General features: G+C 53.0%; 11 protein-coding genes. 5 read left to right on the forward strand and 6 right to left on the reverse strand.

The window, feature by feature from the left end; translation table 11 throughout:
• Positions 1–137: 137 nt before the first annotated feature.
• From IEY24_RS09470 to IEY24_RS09480, 3 genes are all read right to left on the reverse strand, one after another.
• Positions 138–4,391, reverse strand: a complete 4,254-nt coding sequence (locus IEY24_RS09470) for a hybrid sensor histidine kinase/response regulator transcription factor (RefSeq protein WP_188930981.1) — start codon at positions 4,389–4,391, stop codon at positions 138–140.
• Positions 4,392–4,466: 75 nt separating this feature from the next.
• Positions 4,467–6,803, reverse strand: a complete 2,337-nt coding sequence (locus IEY24_RS09475; RefSeq protein WP_229221725.1) for a PDZ domain-containing protein — start codon at positions 6,801–6,803, stop codon at positions 4,467–4,469.
• An 82-nt stretch (positions 6,804–6,885) separates the two neighbouring features.
• Positions 6,886–10,014, reverse strand: a complete 3,129-nt coding sequence (locus tag IEY24_RS09480) for a PVC-type heme-binding CxxCH protein (RefSeq protein WP_188930985.1) — start codon at positions 10,012–10,014, stop codon at positions 6,886–6,888.
• Positions 10,015–10,218: 204 nt separating this feature from the next.
• On the opposite strand from IEY24_RS09480, the gene IEY24_RS09485 reads away from it, so the two are divergent.
• Positions 10,219–10,782, forward strand: coding sequence for a hypothetical protein (locus IEY24_RS09485; protein ID WP_188930987.1), 564 nt, complete (start codon positions 10,219–10,221; stop codon positions 10,780–10,782).
• 206 nt (positions 10,783–10,988) lie between these two features.
• On the opposite strand, the gene IEY24_RS09490 is transcribed toward IEY24_RS09485, so the two are convergent.
• Genes IEY24_RS09490 through IEY24_RS09500 form a run of 3 tightly spaced genes read right to left on the reverse strand, consistent with a single transcriptional unit; the run spans position 10,989 to position 14,841 of the window.
• A complete protein-coding gene (locus IEY24_RS09490) occupies positions 10,989–12,752 on the reverse strand; it encodes a flavin monoamine oxidase family protein (protein WP_188930994.1) in 1,764 nt (587 codons plus the stop codon).
• 10 nt (positions 12,753–12,762) lie between these two features.
• Complete coding sequence (locus tag IEY24_RS09495) at positions 12,763–13,959, reverse strand: FAD-dependent oxidoreductase (RefSeq protein WP_188930996.1); 1,197 nt, start codon at positions 13,957–13,959, stop codon at positions 12,763–12,765.
• 36 nt (positions 13,960–13,995) lie between these two features.
• Positions 13,996–14,841 (reverse strand): heme-binding protein, encoded by an 846-nt coding sequence (locus tag IEY24_RS09500; protein ID WP_229221735.1) that lies wholly within the window; start codon positions 14,839–14,841, stop codon positions 13,996–13,998.
• A 311-nt stretch (positions 14,842–15,152) separates the two neighbouring features.
• Between IEY24_RS09500 and IEY24_RS09505 the strand changes: the two genes are divergently transcribed.
• The 4 genes from IEY24_RS09505 to IEY24_RS09520 all read left to right on the forward strand — a co-directional run bounded on the left by IEY24_RS09505 (position 15,153) and on the right by IEY24_RS09520 (position 22,151).
• Positions 15,153–15,851: a FadR/GntR family transcriptional regulator gene (locus tag IEY24_RS09505; protein ID WP_188931003.1), complete on the forward strand. Its 699-nt coding sequence runs from the start codon at positions 15,153–15,155 to the stop codon at positions 15,849–15,851.
• A 283-nt stretch (positions 15,852–16,134) separates the two neighbouring features.
• Positions 16,135–19,479: a SusC/RagA family TonB-linked outer membrane protein gene (locus IEY24_RS09510; RefSeq protein ID WP_188931012.1), complete on the forward strand. Its 3,345-nt coding sequence runs from the start codon at positions 16,135–16,137 to the stop codon at positions 19,477–19,479.
• 11 nt (positions 19,480–19,490) lie between these two features.
• Positions 19,491–20,963, forward strand: coding sequence for a RagB/SusD family nutrient uptake outer membrane protein (locus IEY24_RS09515; protein ID WP_188931018.1), 1,473 nt, complete (start codon positions 19,491–19,493; stop codon positions 20,961–20,963).
• A gap of 36 nt (positions 20,964–20,999) precedes the next feature.
• Positions 21,000–22,151, forward strand: a complete 1,152-nt coding sequence (locus tag IEY24_RS09520) for a sialidase family protein (protein WP_188931020.1) — start codon at positions 21,000–21,002, stop codon at positions 22,149–22,151.
• Positions 22,152–22,158 lie beyond the last annotated feature (7 nt).

The following is a 22,158-nucleotide window of genomic DNA, read 5'->3' on the forward strand; positions in this document are numbered from 1 at the left end:
ATCAATCAAAAGTAGGACTATTTCAACCCGGCCACAGGGGGACATTTTCGCATTAAAAAGGGGGTGAATTCACAAAAAATGCCTGATTTTGTTAGAATCAGGCATGAAAAGCTGGGGAAACTCCAATAAACAACCTACTACACGGATCTTTTGCGGAAAATATCTTTGTCGATCGTCATCTGCTCGTGGAAAGGCGTTCTGAATTTTTTCACATATTCGGATGGCTTCATCCCGAACAGTTTCTGGAAATGCTCACGGAAGTAGCGGATGTCGTTGATGCCAACACTGAATGCCGTCTCGCTGATCGTAATGTCCGTGGTAATGAGCAACTGGGCAGCCTTGCGCAAGCGTATGAAACGGACGAAGCTCGTCGCCGACTGCCCGGAAATGGATTTGATGCGGTTGTAAAGCGTAGAATGGCTCATCCCGATCTCCGAAGCGAGCACTTTCACATTGAATGCCGGGTCGGTGATATGGTTTTCTACAATGCGGATACATTCGTTCAGGAACTCCTTATATTCGGCCGAGATCTTGAAATCACTCGTCTGCAAGGTGATTTCGTTGTAAAAATACCTTTGCAGGTCGTTGCGGTTGCGGAGGATCGATGCCACCCGCGCCACGAGAATATCCTTATCGAACGGCTTGCCGATATAGTCGTCGGCACCACCCTCGATACCTTTCAAACGGACATCCTGTGAGGTACTGGCCGTGAGCAGGATCACCGGGATATGGCTCAGTGCCATATCGAGTTTCATCTGGCGGCAGAGTTCGATGCCGGAAGTGCCCCCCATCATCACATCGCTGATCACGATGTCGGGCAAATGCCTGCGTACAAGTTCAAGGCCCTCCTCCCCGCTTCCTGCTTCAAACATTTTGTACTTTCCCGAGAAAATGGAGCCCAGGTACTGTCTTATCTCAGGGTCGTCGTCCACCACAAGCATGGTGTGGCTTTCGGTCGAAGGTTCCTTCATGTCCAGCAGTTCGCTCTGCCAGTCGGGCATAGCGGGCGTTTTTACCGGCATTACCCCTTCCGAAAGCTCTTCCAGCAGCACCGAATCGCGCATTTCGCCTTCGCGCGCAAAACTGGCAAGCTCGGGATGGTTTTTCCAAAGCGAAATATGGAATGTCGTGCCGCGGTCCAGCTCCGATTCATACCTCAGCTGCCCGAAATGGTTTTCTGCAAATGTCTTGGCTAAATATAAACCGATCCCAAAGCCACCTTTGGCTGCAAAGCGACGGTCGGCATACTGATGAAAGACCTTGAAAATATCCTCGCCCGCATCCGCCGGAATGCCCGGCCCGGTATCGCTCACAACGATTTCCACCTGCTCCCCGAGATCGAGCACCTGCACCCTCACAGTCCCATGTTCGGGCGTAAATTTTATGGCATTGGAAATCAGGTTAAAGACCGCAATTTCGATTTTTTCCCAATCGCAGGTCACTTCCAATTCGGTTTCGGGAACGGCCAGCTCATAGCGGATATGCTTTTGTTCGGCCTGGTGCAGGAAGCATTGGAAAACTTCGGTAACCAGCTGGGGAAGGTTGTGTACGGCCGGTTTGAGCTGGTCGGTCTGCTGGTCGGCCTTACGGAAGAGGAGGAGTTGGTCCACCAGGCTGAGGAGGCGTTTTGCATTGCGGTAAATGATGTGCATGCTCGTCGTCGCTGACGGCACCGACGGGACGTCGGCGCTAGCCGCCCCAGCGGACTGCATCATCTCCCGTATCGGGTTGATGATCAATGTAAGCGGCGTCCGGAACTCGTGCGAAACATTCGTAAAAAACGATAGCTTCTTTTCGTTCAGCTCCATTTGCTGCCTTGTTTCCAAATGTGCCAGCTGCACCTCATACTTCATTTTTTCCTGCCCCAGCTTGTACTGCTGGTAGTAGTAAAGCACCAGCCCGATGGTGAGCATATAGAGGAAATACGCCCACCAGCTTTGGTACCAGGGCGGCATCACGCGGATCGGCAGCGAGGCATAGTCTTCAAACCAGACACCGTCCTGATTGGCGACCTTCACCTTAAACTCATAGTTACCCGAAGGTAGGTAGCGGTAGGTCGCCGAACGCTCGTTTTCGACATAACTCCAATCCTTGTCGAGCCCTTCGAGCATGTAGGCATAGCGTGTAAGTTCCGGGTAAGCGTAGTTCAATGCCGTGTAATCGATCGCAAATACCGACTGATCGGGTTTGATCGAAAATCGCCGGGATTTACCCAGGTATTCAAAAAGTGAAATAGCCTCGTTGCCCTCCTTGTCCTTACCAAATATCCTGATCCCGCTGATCATCACCTTCGGCTGATACCGCGACGCCCGCACCTGCGTAGGGTCGAAGAGGTTCCAGCCCTCGGTCCCCCCGAAGCTCATCAGGCCGCTTTCGGCATTATAAAGTGCAGAACCAGGATTGAATTGCCCGCCTTGCAGCCCGTGGCTGGTGTCAAAATTCTCGATCGAGCCCGTTGTCGCATCGATTCTTGAAAGACCTTTATTTGTACTCAACCAAACTTTTCCCGCACTTTCCGGCTGGATCGCATTGACCACATTGCTTGCCAAACCGCGCTTCTCGTCAAAAAACCGCACCGTTTTCGCGCGGGTATCAAACAGCAACAGCCCGTTCCCTTCCGATCCGATCCAAAGCCGGTCCAGACCATCCATACACAGGGAGAAAATGATCCTGTTGGACAAATAGGGCTCCTTACCGGCCGCATTGAACCACGACCCGAACCGCATCGTACGGGTATTCAGGTAGTTGAGCCCGCCGCCATAAGTCCCGATCCAGAGATTGCCATACTTATCCTCCGCGATCGCACGCACGTCGTTCGCATTAATGGAGCTGTTGGACGGGATAAAATTGCGGAACTTACCGGTCCGTTCATCGAGCAGGCTAAGGCCTCCCCCATTTGTACCGACCCAGATATTACGTCGCCGGTCCTGATAAATGACACGAACGTCGTTCGCGCCCAGCGAATACGGCTCCGACGGGTCGTGCGCGTAACGTCTGAAAGTGTCCGTAGCAGGATCGTACCGGACCAGGCCTTTGGAATACGTCCCAAACCATAGCCGGTCCTGCCGGTCGCGGTGCGCGGCGATTACGGCTCCGTCCGGCAGCATGCCGGGCGTTGTGGAGGCCGCATAATGCTTTAAAACTTCCCCCGAAGCAGTTGTTTTGTAAATGCCGTCGCCATCGGTGCCGATCCACAGATTACCATCCTTGTCGGCGCACATGCCATAGTAACGCAAATAGCTTTCAGCCCGGGAATCGATGGTTTTCTGTTCAAACTTCCTGAATTTCTCCGGTATCGCGCTGATCAGGTACGCGCCTTCGCCGTAGGTGCCGAGCCACACATTGCGGTCCTTATCAATGTAAAGCGACTGCACCGAGCGCTGCGTGATGCCCTTATTGTCCTTATCACGTACCTGCTCGAAAAGGAGCGCATCCGGCGATCTGGAACCCAATTGTGATAATGCCAGCCTATAAATCCCGCCATCCTGCACACCGATCAACAGGTTGTGCTGCTGGTCCTCTATCAGCGACAGATAGATGTCGCTGTGATGGAATGTATTGATATGTAAGTCATAAAACCGGTTTTCGCTCCTTTTGAAGAGGATCAGGCCGCGGGAAGAAGCGATCCAGACGTTACGCAAATGGTCCTCGTAAAGCGCATTGATCCGCGCACGGGATACCCTGCCGACGTCCAGCCCTGCCTTCACCAGCTTTCCGACGCCATCATGTTTCCAAACCTCGATCCCATTATCGCGCGAGCCGAGCCATAACATTCCCTGCGAATCTTCGAACACATTAAGAATGGAATTCGTAAAAAGCCCGGGAAGCGTTTGCTGGTTATGAAGTGTAAATCGATGGGATTTGGTGTTGAAAGAGGCGAAACCCGAGCCATTTAATGCAAGCCAAAGGTGATCACCCGCCCCCTGGCTGATATCGCTCACGTCGTTTCCGACACCGCCTTTGGTTTGATAGGGTTTGTACCTGTTGAAACGCTGGCTCGCAGGCACAAACTCCCCGATGCCTTCGCGCGAGGAAACCCAGATCGTACCGTTTTTGTCCCGGAGAATGGATTTGACATAGTTACCTGGCAAACTGTGCGGATCGTTGCGGTCATATTTGAAATTCCTGAACGCAGTGCCGTCGAACCGGCTGACACCGTCGCCTGTTGCAAACCACATCAGGCCGTCGTTGTCCTGTGCGATACTATTCACCACGCCAAACGAAAGCCCCTCGCGGATCGAATAGCGCAGCACCCGTCCCGCAGCATTGTCGGCAGCGCGACCGGCAATGGCGCTACCTGCCAGCGCCACACAGCATAGCACCGGCAGCAAGGCTTTAACCAAATTTGAAAATACGCGTTTCATCACCCGCATAACCCACTTTTCTGACATATTTCCGAAACGAAACGATCTTGCCCGCCCGTTTTTTTACGGGCGGAACTTCAAATATAACAGAATCGGCGCCGACTATTTAAAGGGTACTTTCAACTTATGCAAAGCCTGGTTCCGGAAAAACGCGACTTCCCCCTCGCCCATCCAGTTGATCTCCTGAAAAATATCTGTCAACTCCGCCACATTGGCAATATCGCGGTGGTTCAGGACCCGTATCACATCACCCGGCTTCATGCCTGCACGTGCAAGCAAGCTATTTTCAGCCACGGCTTCTACTACCACACCCTTTTCATCGGGCAACCCATAGGCCGATCGGTCACCCAGGCCATTTACATTCCGCAACTGGCCGCCCAGCCAGGCTATCGCGGATACGGCTTTGCTGTCGGTCCCATTTTTGATCGCCGGAAGAGGCACCTTTGCGGCCTTGCTTTTCAGTTCGATAGAGACGATGCCAAATTCGTCCATGGCGAAATTCACAAAGCCCAATTTCAATGCCGGACTGCCCGGTTTCACGCGGTAATCGCCCTTTGCCGGGTCCTCAAACATCGGGTCACCTTCCAGGCTGTGTGCGTCGGTACCATTATGGCGGGCCTTTTCAAGCGCTGGCTGGTCGGGGAAAAGATTGTAATCCACCTCTTTGCCCCATTCATTTACCCGGATCGGCGCGTAGGGTTTCGTGACGATATTTTTTCGGAATACATCACCGCTTTTGGCAAACCACACATGCGGGTGGAAGGAGTTATTAACCATAATATTATTTTCCACGACCCGCTGAAAACCTTCCCGCAGCTTCAAACCGCCATTCAGGCACAAATTATTGTAAATATGATAGTTGGAACTGCCATCGTCGAGGTCGATGTCCCACCCATGGTCGCAACGGAAGCGGTTATTACGGATCACAATCGTCCTGCCTGCGTCCAGAAGGATCAGTTCGGGATGGGCGGCAGCGAGGCTGTCCATCCGTTCCCGCACCGGATGCCAGAACCGGTCGCGTCCCCAGGAATTGAACGAGCCATGGTCACCCGTTTCCAGCACGGTGTCGAACACGTCGTTGAACTCGATCAAATGCCCGCCCCACGTGCCTTCGCTCACGTTAATGCCTGCCCGCGGGATGTTGTAGATCGTGTTGTGGCTAACGGTAATATCCATACTCATCGAAATCTCCACGCCGGCGACCTGCTTCTCCACGCGCCCCAGGCCGTGCATCAGGTTATCGTAAACCCTGCATTGGGCCGGGTAATTATCAGTTTTCGGGCCGGGAGCCTTGTCCATTCGGTCGTAAGGCACCGCCTGGTTGTATTCGAAACTCGGCGAACGCACCGCGCCGGGGTCGCCCACAAAGCAAACCGCACTGGCTCCGGTTTCTTCAAAATGACATGCGGAAACTTCGCCACCGCGGTTGTAATTACTGAAAAACACCCCGTTGCCACCCACCGCATTGAAATGGCACTTGCGAATGGCGCAATTTTCGGTACCGTCCAGCAACACCGCTCCGCCACGGTAAATGGTCCAGTCGCTCCGGAGTAACGGTTCTTTGGTTTCCATGAAAGTGCGGAGGGTATGCGCCAGTTCAAAACCCTCGATATGGATATTCCGAACCGGTTTCTGCGCGGTGCCGCGGAATTCGAACAAATGCCTGATCTGCGGCGTCAGCACCTCGCGGGCGTCCGCAGGCGCATACACGTACAGCGTACGCGAAGGGGCGTCATAGTACCATTCATCAGGCGCGTCGAGCTCTTCGAGCAGGTTTTCGATGAAACGGTACTTGTCGTGCATGCCCATCTGGCGATTGTTCTGATACCCCCCTTCGAGCGCCAGCGTGGTGTCGCCTGTTTTCCCTGTCACCCGGTAATGGTAATCGCCCCATTCGTGCTTATGCATGGCGTGGATGAAGGCACCCTCCGGCCGCTTCCAGGAGTTGATTTTCGCTGGTGAAAGCACATCCGCCGAATAGCCGCCGAAATGGCTGACCGCCGGGTCAAAATTCGGGTAACGCGCCATGTGCAGTTTTTTCCTGCCAATAAACAGCTGGTCGAAAATATAATCGCCGCCGATAGTCGCCTTCTTGACATTACCCTTGTATTCCAACCATTTAACCGGGACAACTGCCGCGCCGCTAATTGTGACTTTTTCTCCGGGAAAGGCTTTGTAGGTTACCGCTTGCCCCGCCGCCCGCGAGTCCTCCGGCCCGAAAACGACGGGTTTGGAAAAATAATACGTGCCTCCCCGCAGAAACACAGTTACTGTTCCGCTCATGCTCCTCACCTTGTTGCGCGCAGCTTCAAGGGTCGCCAACGGTTTTTCCTTCGTGCCCGCGTTACGATCGCTCCCACCCGGGGCAACGTAAATATCCGCAGCAGGCAGTGAGGTCGCAAATGCAGCGCATATGGCACACAATGTAATCGTTATCAATCTTTTAAAATTTTCATTCATAACTAAAAAACACCGTACGGAGCCGGTACCGATCAAACTTCGTTCTGATTAATATAAATAGCTATTTCAATGTACGGATATAGGCCAACAAATCGGCTACCTGCTGGTCGGAGTAGGTGTCGATCAGTCCCTTAAGCATGAATGACCGACCGCCCAGCGCGCCCTGGCTTTTGATCTGCCCGGCCGGAATGAAGGTAGTTGCCCCTCCCATGAATGCGAGCGTGGTGCCGCGTTTGTCCTGACTCACCAGATAGCCTTCGAAATTCGTCCCGTCCTTTTTACTTATCCTATAAACAGTGTATCCGCTTTCGACGGCTGCATCGGGATCGAGAATGGCCGTCAGCAATGCCTCATTTTCCCGGCTCGCCGAGCCGTCCAGCGATGGCGCGATATTCTGCCCCTTACCTCCGGCCTGATGACAGTTCAGGCAGGTCTGAAAGAGGGCCCTGCCCGTTTCCGCATCTCCTTTCTGCTGCCCGGCTATGGTCATATATTTGTCTAGTCTGGTTTTGAATGCCTTCTTTTTCTCACTTTCCGCAGATTTGGCCCGACTTAGCAGGCTTGCCGTTTCCGCGTTCCGGCGAACAGCCACCAGCCTTTCGGCAGTAGGGACGTCCAGGGAGCTTCCACTGAGTTGTTTGTTTTTAATAAGGTAAATCAAAAGATCGGCCCCGGCGGGCGACGATGGGAGCATGCTCGCTAGCGCTGCTTTTTCCGCGGCGTCCAGCTTTGATACCCACTTTTGAGCGGCCAGCCTCGCCGATGCGGGATCCGTCTTTGCCAGCGCCGTCAATGCATAGGCGCGCACATCGAACTCCCGGCTGCCGTTGTTAACGACCTTAACCAATGCATTTTTGCCCAAAGCCGGATTCGCGTCGATCGCTTTCAACGCCAGTTTGACCGACGACGCGGGCATATCGCGGTCCAGCACGGCCAGCACCTGACCTACTGCATCACGCATTCCAAACCTCCCGACTGCATCGAGCCCGAGGTCGACTTCCGCCTGATCGTTACTTTTTAAAAGCCGCGATACCGGCGCAGCCAGCAAGCCATTCAGTTCCGCCGACTGGACCTGTGCCTGGTTATCGATCGCAAAACGGACATATTGCGTCGCCTGGGGTGCCTCGAAGGCCGGTTTGATCGCTGAAAGCACATTTTTATTGGACAGCATCGCGGTAATGCTGGTAAACGTAGGCTCGTCGAGCTTTTCGATATGTGCCTCTGGCCAGAAACGCAGGAATGCCTCTTCCCGATCGTCCTTCGGCAATGCCTGGGCCGCCCAGAGCAGGTTTTCGACAGGTACCCTAGCCACATCCGGCCCGGAAATGAAGCGGTTTAGTGCCTCCGAATGTTTTTCAAGGGCCATTCTTGCCAAAAACCTTTCGAAACTCCGCTCATAAGGCCCGCCGAGCATTTCGCCCGCCAACTCCGGCTTGCAAGCGGCAATAAGAATGGCAATACCCGCCCTATCCAGCTCGACCGCCTCGCCCAACGTGCGCAATACCTGCGAGCGCACCATGGGATCGGAATCGTCTGCCGAAATCTTCGCCAGCGCCGCAATTTCAGCACCATTCAATTTAAAACTACTCAATGACCGTACCGCCTCGCGCCGGATAGCGGGGGATGCTTCGGCGAGCAGGTTGCCCATTAATGCGGCATCGAAGTGCTGTAAACTTTCGAGGCACCAGAGCGCGTGGATTCTTGTAATGTCGTCGGCAGTACGGTCCGCGGCTATGGTGGTGATGGCCGGGATCAGCGCATTCGTTTCTTCGCGTGGCCGGTCGGCGATCTGATGCCAGGCGGCCCTTTTTGCCCAAAGCGAGGGAGCGCGCAAATGCTCCGGCAAAGCAGAAGCAGGCATTTTGTAAAAATCAGGAATATTCCTCGGCCGCTGGGTCACATGGCGAATCCGCCAAATGCGGCCGTGTGTCTTGTCGCGGTCGGGGTGCGTGGTGGGTAATTCGTTGTGGGAAACGATCTTGTTGTACCAATCGGCGATGTACAGGCAGCCGTCCGGCCCGAATTCCATATTCACAGGCCTGAACCAGTCATCTTCCGAGGTAAGCAAATCGGGCAAATGGGCGGCGGAAACAGTGCCATCCGCATTTCTCACAACTTTCACCGCATTAACAGAACTCGTGATCGGGTTGGCCAGGAACGCCACATCGCGAAACGCCTCGGGAAATGAACCGGATGCATCGTCCGCGAACGCCGTCCCCGAAATGCCCGTACCACCGACGCGGAACGAATGCAATGCAGGCATAAATGGCTGATAAGGCCTCAACTTTTCATTCCCTATGCCCGGCAACGCCGTTCCCGGCTCCATCGGGACCACCGAATAGCCCAGGTCGTTCGCTTCGGACCCGTACCATTGCCCGTTACCCCGCAACTGAAAGCCCCATATATTGTTCAGTCCCACGCTTACCAGTTCCATTTTCCGGCCATCGGACGTAAAACGCGCTATTTTACTGAAATCGATTTTCAAACTATCACCACTCACCAGCGACTTCACGCGTCCCTTATTGAGCGCGCCGTGGCTGAAGTGGATCCAGTTTCCCGGCGCCCGCACGAGCGCATGCGCCATCGTGTGCGTATCCGTGAACCCGAAACCGGTAAAGAGCGGTACGCGCTTATCGGCCCTGCCATCTTTATCGGTATCATCCATAAAAAACAGCTCCGATCCCTGGGCGATATACGCGCCGTCGCGGTACGGCAGGATACTCATCGGGATCGTCAGTCCATCGGCCCAAACCGTCGGTTTCGCCGGCCCCTTTCCGTAGATATCCGAAAGCACAATGACCTTGTCCACTCCTTTGGTTTCGCCTTTGTAGAGCTGCAAAACGCGTTTGAAATTGGGATGATTACGCTGGGCATTCTCATCGTCCATCAATTTCAGGAGATCTTCCCAGCGAATGTCTGAAATCGGGTCGAGGGGGTACATTCTGGCCGTCTGCGTCCACAACCTCCCCGCATCGTCGAACGTAAGGTCGATCGGCTTGAATACGCTGTCACGCTCGCTGGCCACGAGTTCTATCACAAACCCTTCGGGCAGATGAAATCCGGCCAACTCCTGCTCCGGCGTATTGGCGCCCCTGCGGACGGAATGGGTCTTGTCCTGCGCGGCAGCCGGTGTTATACATGAAACCACCGCAATAATATATGCATGAAGGTAACGTCTGGACACGGTCATAGGGAGCGGTTTTGATGATCTGGAATTTCGGATTTATCAGATGTATCAAAGCAATCGGTAACCTATTATCTACCGTAAACCAGATATTCATTAGTACCAGCCTTCTGCTAATTCGCCGAATAAGAATTTCCGTAGGCTGACTTATACTTATGCCCCGTTGCCCCGGCAAATTATGACATTGAAGAACTTTCATCAACCTGAATTATGAATGAAACACTTATCTTTTTGGAGCAGAAAGTCTTCTGCCAGTCGTTTATCGCCGACATACTTTCCGGTTTCATAACCTCCTTCGTATTCCTTTTTGCGCTTCTGTTTTTGTTTCGTCCACGGATAAGAATAGCCCGTCATATCGCGACACATGTGAGATCATATGGTTGCCGGTCGAACAAGTGGTATTGCTTCAAAATCATCAACAGATCCTTGTTCAGAGCGTTTGACCTTCGTGTCGAGGTGATTCAAAAGATCCCGATGACCGGTCCCGAGGGGAAAACGAACCACCGGACGGAACCCCTCACGCTCATAAAAGACCAGTACAACTACGTAGCACCGTTCAGAGTTGGGGAAAAATCCGAGTACGCACTCTGGTTTTTGACAACGGACGATATCTCCACCATCTTCAATGACAATGAACATCACATCATTGAACTACGAGTAATTTGCAAGCACGAACTAACGGGATTGGGAAGCGTATTTGTCAGAACCTATTCAAAACATGACATAAAAGAAGGCACATTCAAGTCGGGCAATACATTTGAAATTGTAAATTGAATTCTGTATCATTACATACTTTTAAGCCACCACGGTTAAAACTGAATCTGCTATGAAACCAGACATTATTGTGATGTAAGCCTCTGAGGTTTACATTTAGATCAAGCCAATTATGAAAAAGGACATCTCACATGCGAGGTGCCCTTTTTCGTTTCAATACCTGGTTCAAACCAGACCCTTAACGGACAGCCGGATTACGTGAATCGCTACCAGCCCATATAATAGGTCTTGCTCAACCAATCCGGGCGAAGGAGATGAAAATGTGATTCCAGCATTTTCTCCGCTTCGCAAAACGCTCCTTCTACCCATCCTTGCTGATCGGAATAGGCCTCACCAACAACATAAATATGCTCGTCTGCATCCGGCTTGCGCATGTAAGGCATGACGTCCCAAACCGGCACACCGGCCTTCCAGGCATGGTACCCTGCGCCGAACGGATCGTCGGACCAGTCGCGGAAATAGGTCACGTATGGTTCCGGGATTTCCACCTGTGCACCATGCAATTCACGCAGCTGATTCATAATTTCATTCACCATCAATTGCGTAGCCTGCTCTCTTTCAAGGGCTTTCAGCTCCACCAGCGAGGCCGATGCCGCCGCGCTTACTTTGAACAGCACGGTATCATCCGAAAGTGCCTTCCAAAATGTCTCGGTTTCCATATCCCCGTAGCTGCCGAGTAGCATCGAGTTGTTGTTCTGCGGATCGGTGCCGAAGTAGTAGCATTGCCGCATCGGCAGGTCGGTAATAGAGTGCCCGGAGTCGATACCCAGCTGTTTCCACCAGGGCTCACGGAAGCCCATCAGGATTTTGAATGCAGGCTCCATGATCACCGAACGGATATTCCGGTCAAGAGCGGTGTTTTCATTGGAATTGAAAAAGAAATTCTGCTGATCGAGCAGTTCCAGCGATTTACGCGGCATTCCGAGAATAATTTGGTTGGCATAAGCATACCACAGGGTGTTGCTCGGGATATTCAGGAAAGTGAGCTCGTAGCGGTAATCGTCACGCAGCTCATGGCCTTTCGAGAAGGTCAGCAGCTTGTTTTCCGACCAGATAGTCCCGCCCGGAATGCCTGTATACTGATTCGCAAGCGCATAGGCGATGCTATCGTAACCTTCCTCGATCGTTTTATAAGTCACATCGGCCGAAAAATCTCCTACCATATAAGGAAATGCCTCTGCGGCATTCCAGTTGATCGTGTTGGAATAATAACCTCCCGCATTCGCCACAAAACTATAACCCTCTTCCGAAATCTGGTCTTTGATCAGGTTCCAGAAACCGAGGTCGTTCACCTTGCGGCCATCATAGGGCGACCCCGGGAAATTGTAGGTGAGTTTAGGCTTCACCTGGTCCCAATCCTCACTGGTCAGTTTGAAACCGTAATCATATTGCGTAGGCCCTTTGGTAACCTTGTCGGAATAATTAGCTACAAACCAGGGATCGGCCACAAGCACGTCGTAGATGATCTTGTTGAAAAGCTGGTCGGAGCTGAAACCGATGTCGTCGTCGTTGAGGTAGTAGCGGGTCACGAGTTTCTCTCCTTTATCCTGTGCTACATTCCAGGCATTTTGTTTGAAATGTTGCTTGCGGAGGTAAAAGAGCAGATCAGCCGGGTTGCCCATCGGGAACGGAACGGGCGTCATATGGTCTTTGAGTACCGGCGTGCGCTTGCTCAGGTCTTTTTCCGTCAGCGGATAGCCTTCAATAAGCGTAGTCACGATCTCCTGTGAAGTGAGGTAGCGCATGCCTCCCAGCTCGCCCCAGAAGTTCATCCCGGGCAGGATTACCGATTCGAGGCGGCCGCCGAGGCGATCGCTCATGTCGAAAATCTGCACCTGCTCGCCGGTGTATTTGCCGGTGTCGGTCAGGCGGTAGGCGCTGTACAGGCCCGAGGTTCCTGCGCCGATGATCGCGACTTCCGTCCGTAAACCAGGCTTCATTCCGTTGTTAAGTGGCGTGTTTTTGTTCATGTTGATGGTTTTAAATGGCTTTGAAATAATTATAACCCAGCTTAAATGGCGAGATATCGAAAGTGGAATGGCCGTCGAGCGCCAGCTCGGTCAGTATCTTACCTAAAAACGGGGTAAACTTGGCAGCCCAGCCTGTGGCATACACCACGATGTTGTGGTGATTAGGCACATAAGGCGGCGCAAAATCGATCAGCAGCTCCTTGTTCGCGATCTTGCTGAGCGCGATAAGGCAGGTCGAAGTAAAATAGGGCGTCGGATCGAGGCCTGTCATGTGCTCGCTGACCCATTCCGACGTGTAGGCGAGCTCCTTCGGGTTAGGTACGAGCGTCCGTTGCTCAGGACTTGTGAGGGGATCGATCACAAAGTCGGGTGCGACACGGATGTACTCCGGATGGTCCCAAACCACACCTGGGAAGCCATAAAACTGGTTACCGTTCGAGCCGATCGCATTCTGGAACACAAACCAGGTCGGGTACTGGATTTTCGGATCCGTCTTTTTGAAATAGGCCGAAGACATATTCCAATAGGTCGCTTCGATCGTAAACCCGAGCAGGTTGATCACGCTATCAATATACGGCCCGGGTACTAACACCAGTTTTTCACTTGTAAAAACACCTTTCGGCGTCGTCACGTTGAACAACTTTCCGTCCTGCCCAATCGCTGTCACCGGCGATTCTTCGTGCAGGGTTGTGTACGGATCCCGCTCGCAGGCCTGGTAGAGGGTTTCGATGGTGGCACGGAAATCGATGCTCGCACCATCCGCCTGGAAAAGGCCGGTATAAGTATCGGGCAGATTCCGGAAGTGGTATTGCGACTCGATTTCCTTCGCCGTCAGGCTGGTGTAAGGCACGCTCAATGCTTTGAGTGCCTGCTCGGCCTCGGCAATATTACCCTCGGTGGAATGCACCGAAGGATCACCGAACCAAAGCGTCCCAACCTTGTCGAGCAGTGTTTTGGGCGTCAGCGTTTGCAGCTCGTCCCAATACGGCTGCGCGTCCAGCGCCATTTGCACCATATATTCTTCGGGATACGGAATGCGGTATTGCCGCGAAACGCCCGCTGAGCTGCCAAGCTGATTTTTGAAATTGAACTGCTCCAAAACCAGTGTTTTAGCTTTTCGTTTTCCCAGATGGTAACCGGTGGAGAGGCCTATTGCCCCTCCCCCGACCACGATCACATCAAAATGATGATCTGCTGGTTGCGCCATGTATGTCGTATTTATCGTGAAGGTTTCGTTTATTACTTATTGTTTCACCAGCGTGTTGATGTTCACGTGCGGCCATTGGATGAGCTTAGCAGGATCGTGGAACTGCGGGATAAACTCGATGATGGAAGTCTGCGAGTATTGCAGTTGCAGGAACGAGCCGCCGGTATTCGGGTTTTGTACGGTTTCAATCCAGTAAGTTGCCTCAAAACTGGTCGTGTTAGCGTTCTGAACGATGAAGGGAATGTTGGTAATCCCGCCTTTGTTGGCCGTGCTCACCGAAATGGTGGTGGTGGAAGTGATCGTCTGACCGGCAATGGCATCCTGCAAAGTGGCATTCGGGTTCACCTTGTTGAAGCCTTCCTGCGGTGTGAGGTAAGGGTCGGTGTAGCCCAGCGGTTTCGAACCCGGGCCGGTAATCGGCAATGTGCTGATCGCCGGGATGTTGGGCGCCCCGCCGTTGACAGACGAACCGCCCAGTGCCAGCAATGAATCCCCATGCGGGACAGATGCCTGGCGGGCAATGCTGAATTCGTCCGGGCAATCCTGCAACAGCAGCCACGTTCCGTTCTCTGCGTGTAGCAAACTGCCATCGATATTGCTATGGATCGTGAGCTGGTACAGCAAAGTAGGTACCTGCTGCACGATGTGCGTTCCGCGGTTGGGCGTAGGTGTGCTCAACGGCGTGACGGTGAGCATTTCGGTGTAGGGCTGCACAAGCAAAATAAAGCCGCCTCTTTGGTTAGGAACGGCCACGAGGTTCCAGCCCTTGCGCCCCACCCAGGTACCGATCAGGTCGGTCAGCGGACCGAACATCGAGTTGGTTTCCTCGGGAGCACCACCTAAACGAGTGGTTTGAAGGGCATTGCTAGTAACTTTTAACATGGTGTATGATGGTTTAAGTGAAAAAAAGAGAATGCAGGGTAACAAGTATGGCTCGTAAATCCGACCGTTACCAACCCTTCACAAATCACCCGATCGGCATTCACCATGTCGTTTATATAGAATTAGTTTTATATTTTCTACAAATTAGATCATAGAAGGTGTAACCAAACTAATACTACTTGTGGACTTATTTAACGGTCAAAGGTTTTCGCAGGGTGGGTAAATTCGGCGCTTCTGTTATGTCCTACAAAAGGAATTATTAGCTTTGCATCCAAATCTCTCTTCCGACCCGGCACCTGGCCATTGCAATTATGAATGATCTGAAAAACGATATCCAGCCTTTGGGGGCTTCTACCATGGCCGACATGGTCGAGTCGAGGCTGCGTGAGTATTTGAAACGGAAATCCTTCGTACCCGGCGACGCATTGCCCAAGGAACAGGAACTGGCCGACGCCCTGGGCGTGAGCCGGAATGTGGTGCGTGAGGCGCTCAGCCGCCTGCGCATGCTCGGGATGATCGATACCCGCAAAAAACGCGGGATGGTGCTCACCCAACCCGATATCCTCGGCTCGCTCGAACGCGTCCTCGATCCGCTGATCCTCGGTAAAAACACATTGAAAGACATTTTCGAACTGCGGCTCGTACTGGAAATGGGCCTGGCCGACCTCATTTACCTGCGCAAAACCCCGGAAGACATTACCGCCCTTGAAACGATTGTTGCCCAGGAGGTAAACAAGCAGCAGAAGCCCTTCCGCGTAGAACATGAGATCGCTTTCCACGGCAAGCTTTACCAGATGACCGGAAACGACACTTATATGCGTTTCCAGAAAATGCTGCTGCCCGTATTCGAATATGTGCTCGATTATGAGATCCAGGTAAATGGCCAGGCGGATGTGGGCAAGGTTACCCATCACGATTTGGTTGAAATATTAAAAACAGGTGATTCGGAAGATTTTCGTCGGGGTATGAAAGCGCATTTAAAGCCACACTTCGACCGTTTGAAAGCTTGAAACGGTATATTACATCGCTACGCGATTTTGCATTACCAGACTATTAGTGGAAGATTGATGGCAGATCGCAAAATGTCGTCAGACATGTAACATCGGCAGAAAACGGACATCAATTCCCGTGGGGATGCAACAACGACTATAAACCGCGCAACGGCACCAGATTTTGCATTATTTTCTGAATAAATATTTGGATGTTCAGTAGCAAAGCTTCTATCTTTGTTATTATGTAGTACATAACTACTAATAAACATATCAAATTCCTGACTCTTTAAAATTCGATCCTATGAAGAAAGTGTACGCGGTAGTCCTGCTGGGCTGTGCGTTGTTGCTCCTGGCTCCGGTCGTCACGGCGCAGCAACTGACCATCACCGGGACCGTCAGATCAGCCGGGACGGGCGAGAACCTGCCGGGCGTGAGCATTATCCTCGGTGGTACCTCCTCCGGTACCACTACCGATGCCGATGGAAAGTATACGATACAGGCACCAGCCACGGGCCGTCTGGTTTTCTCCTACGTCGGTTTCGATCCTCAGGAAGTAGCCATTTCAAGCCGTTCGAAAATTGATATTTCCCTCTCGGAAAGCGAAAAGGCGCTTAGTGAAGTTGTGGTGGTGGGCTATACAAGCCAATCCAAAGCAAAAACGACCGCTGCGGTGTCGAAACTGGGGACGGAAGAGCTCAGAAATACTTCTAATCCCAACCCTGTGCAGGCCATGCAGGGCAAAATGGCAGGTGTGTCGGTACCGGTCAATTCCGGGCAGCCGGGCGCCGGGGCGACCAATATCATCATTCGTGGCGGGACGAAGCTCAACGTTTATGGGACAGGGTTAGGCAATTCGGGCGGCAATTCTGTGGGGACTTCGGAGTCGAGCGGGCCGCTGGTGATCCTGGATGGCGTGTTCCGGTCATTGAGTGATATCAATCCCGACAATATCGAATCGTTTCAGGTGATGAAGGACGCCGCGGCGACAGCCATTTACGGTGCACGAGGTGCGAACGGCGTGATCGTCGTCAAAACCAAGGGGGGAAAGTTCAATACCAAAGCCAATATCACCCTCAACCACCGCACAACCTGGGAAACCAATGCGCGGGATTATAAATACCTGAATGCGAGGGATTACCTCGCATTGGCAAGAAAGACAGTCCAGGCGACTTTCGACCCTATCGACAAAAACAACCTGCTTAACAACGGGGGTTTCTCGGCCGGAACACGCATTTATACCACGCCGGGGCAATACGGAAACAATATCAACCTCACCGCATTGTACGACAACATCGTAGCCGTAGAAGGCCAGCCTTACGTCGACCGGCTGCTGGCAAACGGGTGGCAGACCATGGATGACCCGATCAACCCGGGCACGAAGCTGCTTTTTGCCGACAATCATTACCAGGACATGCTCTGGAACACCGGCATTACTCAAAACCATAACCTATCCGTCGACGGCGGCAGCGAAAGGGCGAGTTACAATGTGTCGGCAGGTTACACCAATCAGGCAGGTACGTTCGCAGGTACCAGATACAAACGATACGATGTGCTCGGCAATTTCGGTTTCAAAGCGGCCGACAATTTCCGGATCGATGCGATGGTGAACTACCAGAATGTGCTCCCCAATTACGTGGAGGCATTTCAGAACGAGCTCACACGCGGCACGCGCCTGACCCCGCTCATACGCATATACAAGGACGACGGTAACCCGACGCCCGGCGAGAACTATGCAACCCGCAACCGGTTCCACACTTTGAAATACGACGACGTCCGGTCCTCCACCGAGCGGGTCATTTCACGCATTGCCGGTGACCTCCTAATCGCCAAAGGATTGAGTTACAAACCGGCCATCTCCTATTTAATGCAGGATTATCGGTATATGTTTATGCGGAAAGGCACACCGACCTCCGAAATCCAGCCCGGTACCCAGCGCCAGAAGAATGAGGATACCAACAACTTCCGGCAACTGATGATCGACCAGATCCTCCAATACGACCTCAGCCTGTGTGATGCCCATAACTTTACATTCCTGGCGGGTTTCAATTTTACCAAATCCACCAACAGCATTATCAATATCGGTTCGCAGCGCGCTACGAGCGACTACATCTATACTATTAATGAACCTTCGACGTCGGTCATCAACGGCGTGGTGAACACCAACGTGACGGATTTCAGGACCTCCCTTTCGGAAAGCCGTTCGGCGAGCTACTTCGGGCAGTTCAATTATGATTACGACGGCAAATACCTGCTCAGCGGCGCATTGCGGTACGATGGGTTCTCCAATTTCGCCCCTCAAAACAAATATGCATTGTTCCCCTCGGCCTCCCTGGGCTGGAACATCCACCGGGAGAAATTCTGGAACATCGCACCGGTAAGTATGCTGAAACTCCGCGCAAGCTGGGGCCAGGCCGGTTCCAGCGACCTGAGCCTCACCGATACCTACGGTGGCTATTCCGCAGCGACGTACGCATTGGGCTCCGGTATCCTGAGGGCCAATCTCTCGAACCCGAACCTTAAATGGGAACTCACCGAAACCACCGACCTCGCACTCGACGCAGCGCTGTTCGGTGACCGGGTTACATTATCGGTTGATTTTTACAACAAACTCACAAAAAACAGGTTAGAATCGAAACCACTGCCTTCCGAAGCGCCGTTCCCCTCCATTACTTACAATAACGGGACCCTGCAAAACAAAGGTGTTGAAATAGAACTGGGCGCGACGGTGATCAAAGCCGGCGCATTTACGTGGCGATCCAGTTTTTCATTTGCCCTCAACCGGACCACTATCAAAAAACTACCCGACAACGGCCGGGCTAAAAACCGGCAAGGCGGCGATCTTGTTTACGACCGCGCCGCAGGCAAAAACGTAGAAGCCGGTGGACTGGCAGAAGGCGAGCGGCCGTTTGGATTGTACGCCTACAAAGTGCTGGGCGTATTCTCGACCGAGGAGGAGGCCAAGGCCTGGAACGCTACCAAAAAAGACAACCTCGCTTCACCCTCCGGCATTACCACCGGGAAGCACGCCGGCGACTTCATCTTCGACGACCTCAACAACGACGGGGTGATCGACACCAAAGACCAGGTGTTCATGGGCTACCGCAACCCCGACAAAATCGGCGGAATGCAGAATACTTTTACTTATAAGTCCCTGTCCCTGCGAGTGGCCGTCGACTATGCGCTCGGGCATATGATCAGCAACGGCGCACTGGCCCGCTCGCTCGGAACCGGAAGGGCATTCAACGAAGGGGCGCCTTCGCAGGCACTCGGACCCGACATTTGGCAAAAATCGGGCGATACCGGTAAGAAATATGCCCGTTTCTCGTTCGCAGATGCCGATTTCGGCCAGCGCAACTACCTCCGCTCGGCGACATTAGGCAACAACAACGGCTACGGATCCGACGTATCGGCCATGATCGAAAAGGGCAATTTCCTCGCCCTGCGCGAGCTTTCACTGGCCTACGACCTGCCCAAAAACCTGCTCAAAAAAATCCATTCTACCGGAATGAATGTGTTCGTAAGCGTGTACAACCTCGGTTATCTCACCAGGTACAAAGGCATTAACCCGGAAACTTACACCGGCTTCGACGCCGTGGGCTACCCGCGCCCGCGCCAATTTTCGCTAGGAACCACGCTCAGATTTTAACAGAAAGTATTATGAATCCAAGAATTAAATTCCTCACCCTAACCGCTTTTGCTCTCACAAGCCTGAGTGCTTGCGACAGTTTGCTGGACGTGAAGCCGCAGTCGAGCATCACCGAGGCGGTTTATTTTCAGAATGAAGGCGATTTTGAACCATACCTGACGGGGATTTATACCTACATGCGAACTTTTGCAAACAATGTAACCTACGGTACCGAGCGCAGCGAAGAGTTGATCGCCGGCTCCAACTCGCGTTTCGGCGTGGCATGGTCGCAGATCATCACCCCTACTTCCGGCGCTATCAATTACAACGATTGGTATAAGGCCATCGGCCATTGCAACCTGCTGCTGGCGAGGATAGAAGCCTTCCCATTCGCCGGCAATCCCGATCTCAGAAAGCGCATTATCGCCGAAACTTACAGTCTACGCGCCTATTTTTACTTTCATTTGACCCGCATTATCGGAGACGCGCCGCTGATGCTGCAAGCGGTGACGGACGAAAATGTGCCGTTGCTGCCACGCTCTCCGGCTGCCGAAGTAATGCAGCAGGTTCAGGGGGACCTGGATAAAGCAATCGGGTTTTACAAATCTGTGGGCAATTTCAATGCGGCTTCATACCCAAGCAAATACCGCTTCGCATATGGCTCAACCCAGGCGCTCAAAGCGGAAGCCAGTTTGTGGAGCGCCAAAGTACTCGGCGGCGGCGATGCGGATTTCAATACGGCTATCGCGGCTATTGCGGAAGTAGAAGCTTCGGGCGTTTCACTGAATGCGGATTTCAAAAACGTGACAGGCCTGCGGGCACCCAATAACCCGGAAGTCATGCTATCGGCCTATTTCAGCCGGGACGAAACGGGCGGCAATTATGGCGTAAATGCATTACCCTTCCTGACGATCGTGCAGGGTGCCGTCAATCTCGACAGCCTGCCCTACACCCAAACTTCCACCACCGGCCAGGGAGCCTACCAGATCAGCCAGCCGTCGCGGGCATTATTTAGCAAAAGCACCACCGACAAGCGCACTCCGTACACCTGGGTTACCGAACGGCAAACTTCCGGCCCGAAGATTTCCTGGATCACCAAATACCCCGGTACCAAATATTCCGACGACCGCATTTCCGACAACGAGCTCATCATTTTCCGCCTCGCCGACATTTATCTCATGAAAGCCGAAGCCTACGCTGCTCTTAACAAAATGGAGGAGGCGATCGCCTACCTCGACAAAATCCGCACGCGGGCAGGCACCGGCGCCTACGCGGGAGCAAAAACAAAGGCAGCCGTGGAGCGGGAAATCCTCGACGAACGTGGTCGGGAGCTGTTTTTCGAGAATAAGCGGTGGTACGACCTCGCAAGGTTTCACAAAGGAGGCACCATCGATGTCTACCAATTTGTACCGAACCTGGTGGGCAAGAAAACGCCGCTTTTCTGGCCGCTCAATACGACGGTTCTAGCCAATAACAAGCTATTGGTCCAGACTGCGGGTTATTAACCTTTACTTTTCAAGAATTTTATTTGATGTTTTGATATGATAAAAAGAACATTGCTGATCCTGATCGTCCTGGGCGCCACTAGGGCATTTGCGCAAGACATTCCCGAAACGCGTGCATTGTTCAGCGCAGGTGAAGGCGGCTACAAAAGCTATCGCATTCCGTCGCTGATCAAAGCCAAAAACGGCGCACTGATCGCGTTTTGTGAAGGCCGCAAAGACGGCGCCGGCGATGCCGGCGATATTGATTTGCTCATGAAACGCTCGACGGATAATGGCAAAACCTGGGGGCCGCAAACGGTCGTCTGGGACGATGGTACCAATACCTGCGGCAATCCTTGCCCGGTGCTCGACGAGGAAACAGGCGAAATTCTCCTCCTACTTACCCAAAACCGGGGCGACGTACCCGAAAAGGACATTATCATTAAAAAATCCGAGTCGACCCGGACGGTGTGGCTCTCCCGCAGCGCCGACCACGGTGCCACCTGGGCCAAACCGGTTGAAATAACCCAAACTACCAAGAAACCCGAGTGGGGCTGGTACGCAACCGGACCCGGTATTGGTATACAAATCAAAAACGGTCCGCGCAAAGGCCGGCTGGTGATCCCCTGCGATTTCAGCTACGACGACCCGAACGGCAAGGTCCGTAACGGCCCGTTCGAATACGGCGCGCACGCCATTTACAGCGACGATCACGGTAAAACGTGGCAGCTGGGCGGGACGATCACACCCAAAATGAATGAATGTCAGGTAATTGAAGTGGCCGACGGCAACGGCACGCTGCTCATGAATATGCGCTCCTATTTCGGCCATGGGCGGCGGGCGCAGTCGGTAAGCTACGATGGCGGCGTTAGCTGGACGGCTCCCGAAGACATTCCCGAGCTCGTTGAACCGGTATGTCAGGCGTCGATCATCCGGTACCAGCGTCCGAAAGGGAGTAGTGCAATGCTCTTCCTCAATCCTGCCAGCACTACCAAACGGCACAACCTGACGTTGCGCGCCAGTTTCGACGAGGGAAAAACCTGGCCGGTTATCCGGACCATTTTCCCCGGCCCATCGGCCTATTCGAGCATGGCGGCATTGCCCGACGGCAATATCCTGTGCCTTTACGAAGCGGGAAAAACCGGTGCCTATGAGCAGATCGTGCTGCAAACCATCACCCCGCAATGGTTGTTCGGGGACCGCAAATAGTTGAATT

The sequence above is a fragment of the Dyadobacter endophyticus genome (assembly GCF_014641595.1).
Taxonomy (GTDB): domain Bacteria; phylum Bacteroidota; class Bacteroidia; order Cytophagales; family Spirosomataceae; genus Dyadobacter; species Dyadobacter endophyticus.

Bases quoted from the DNA above. Each gene is read 5' to 3' on its own strand.
- IEY24_RS09470 (WP_188930981.1), bottom strand. From the start codon at position 4,391: ATGTCAGAAAAGTGGGTTATGCGGGTGATGAAACGCGTATTTTCAAAT.
- IEY24_RS09480 (WP_188930985.1), bottom strand. From the start codon at position 10,014: ATGACCGTGTCCAGACGTTACCTTCATGCATATATTATTGCGGTGGTT.
- IEY24_RS09485 (WP_188930987.1), top strand. From the start codon at position 10,219: ATGAATGAAACACTTATCTTTTTGGAGCAGAAAGTCTTCTGCCAGTCG.
- IEY24_RS09490 (WP_188930994.1), bottom strand. From the start codon at position 12,752: ATGAACAAAAACACGCCACTTAACAACGGAATGAAGCCTGGTTTACGG.
- IEY24_RS09495 (WP_188930996.1), bottom strand. From the start codon at position 13,959: ATGGCGCAACCAGCAGATCATCATTTTGATGTGATCGTGGTCGGGGGA.
- IEY24_RS09500 (WP_229221735.1), bottom strand. From the start codon at position 14,841: ATGTTAAAAGTTACTAGCAATGCCCTTCAAACCACTCGTTTAGGTGGT.
- IEY24_RS09505 (WP_188931003.1), top strand. From the start codon at position 15,153: ATGAATGATCTGAAAAACGATATCCAGCCTTTGGGGGCTTCTACCATG.
- IEY24_RS09510 (WP_188931012.1), top strand. From the start codon at position 16,135: ATGAAGAAAGTGTACGCGGTAGTCCTGCTGGGCTGTGCGTTGTTGCTC.
- IEY24_RS09515 (WP_188931018.1), top strand. From the start codon at position 19,491: ATGAATCCAAGAATTAAATTCCTCACCCTAACCGCTTTTGCTCTCACA.
- IEY24_RS09520 (WP_188931020.1), top strand. From the start codon at position 21,000: ATGATAAAAAGAACATTGCTGATCCTGATCGTCCTGGGCGCCACTAGG.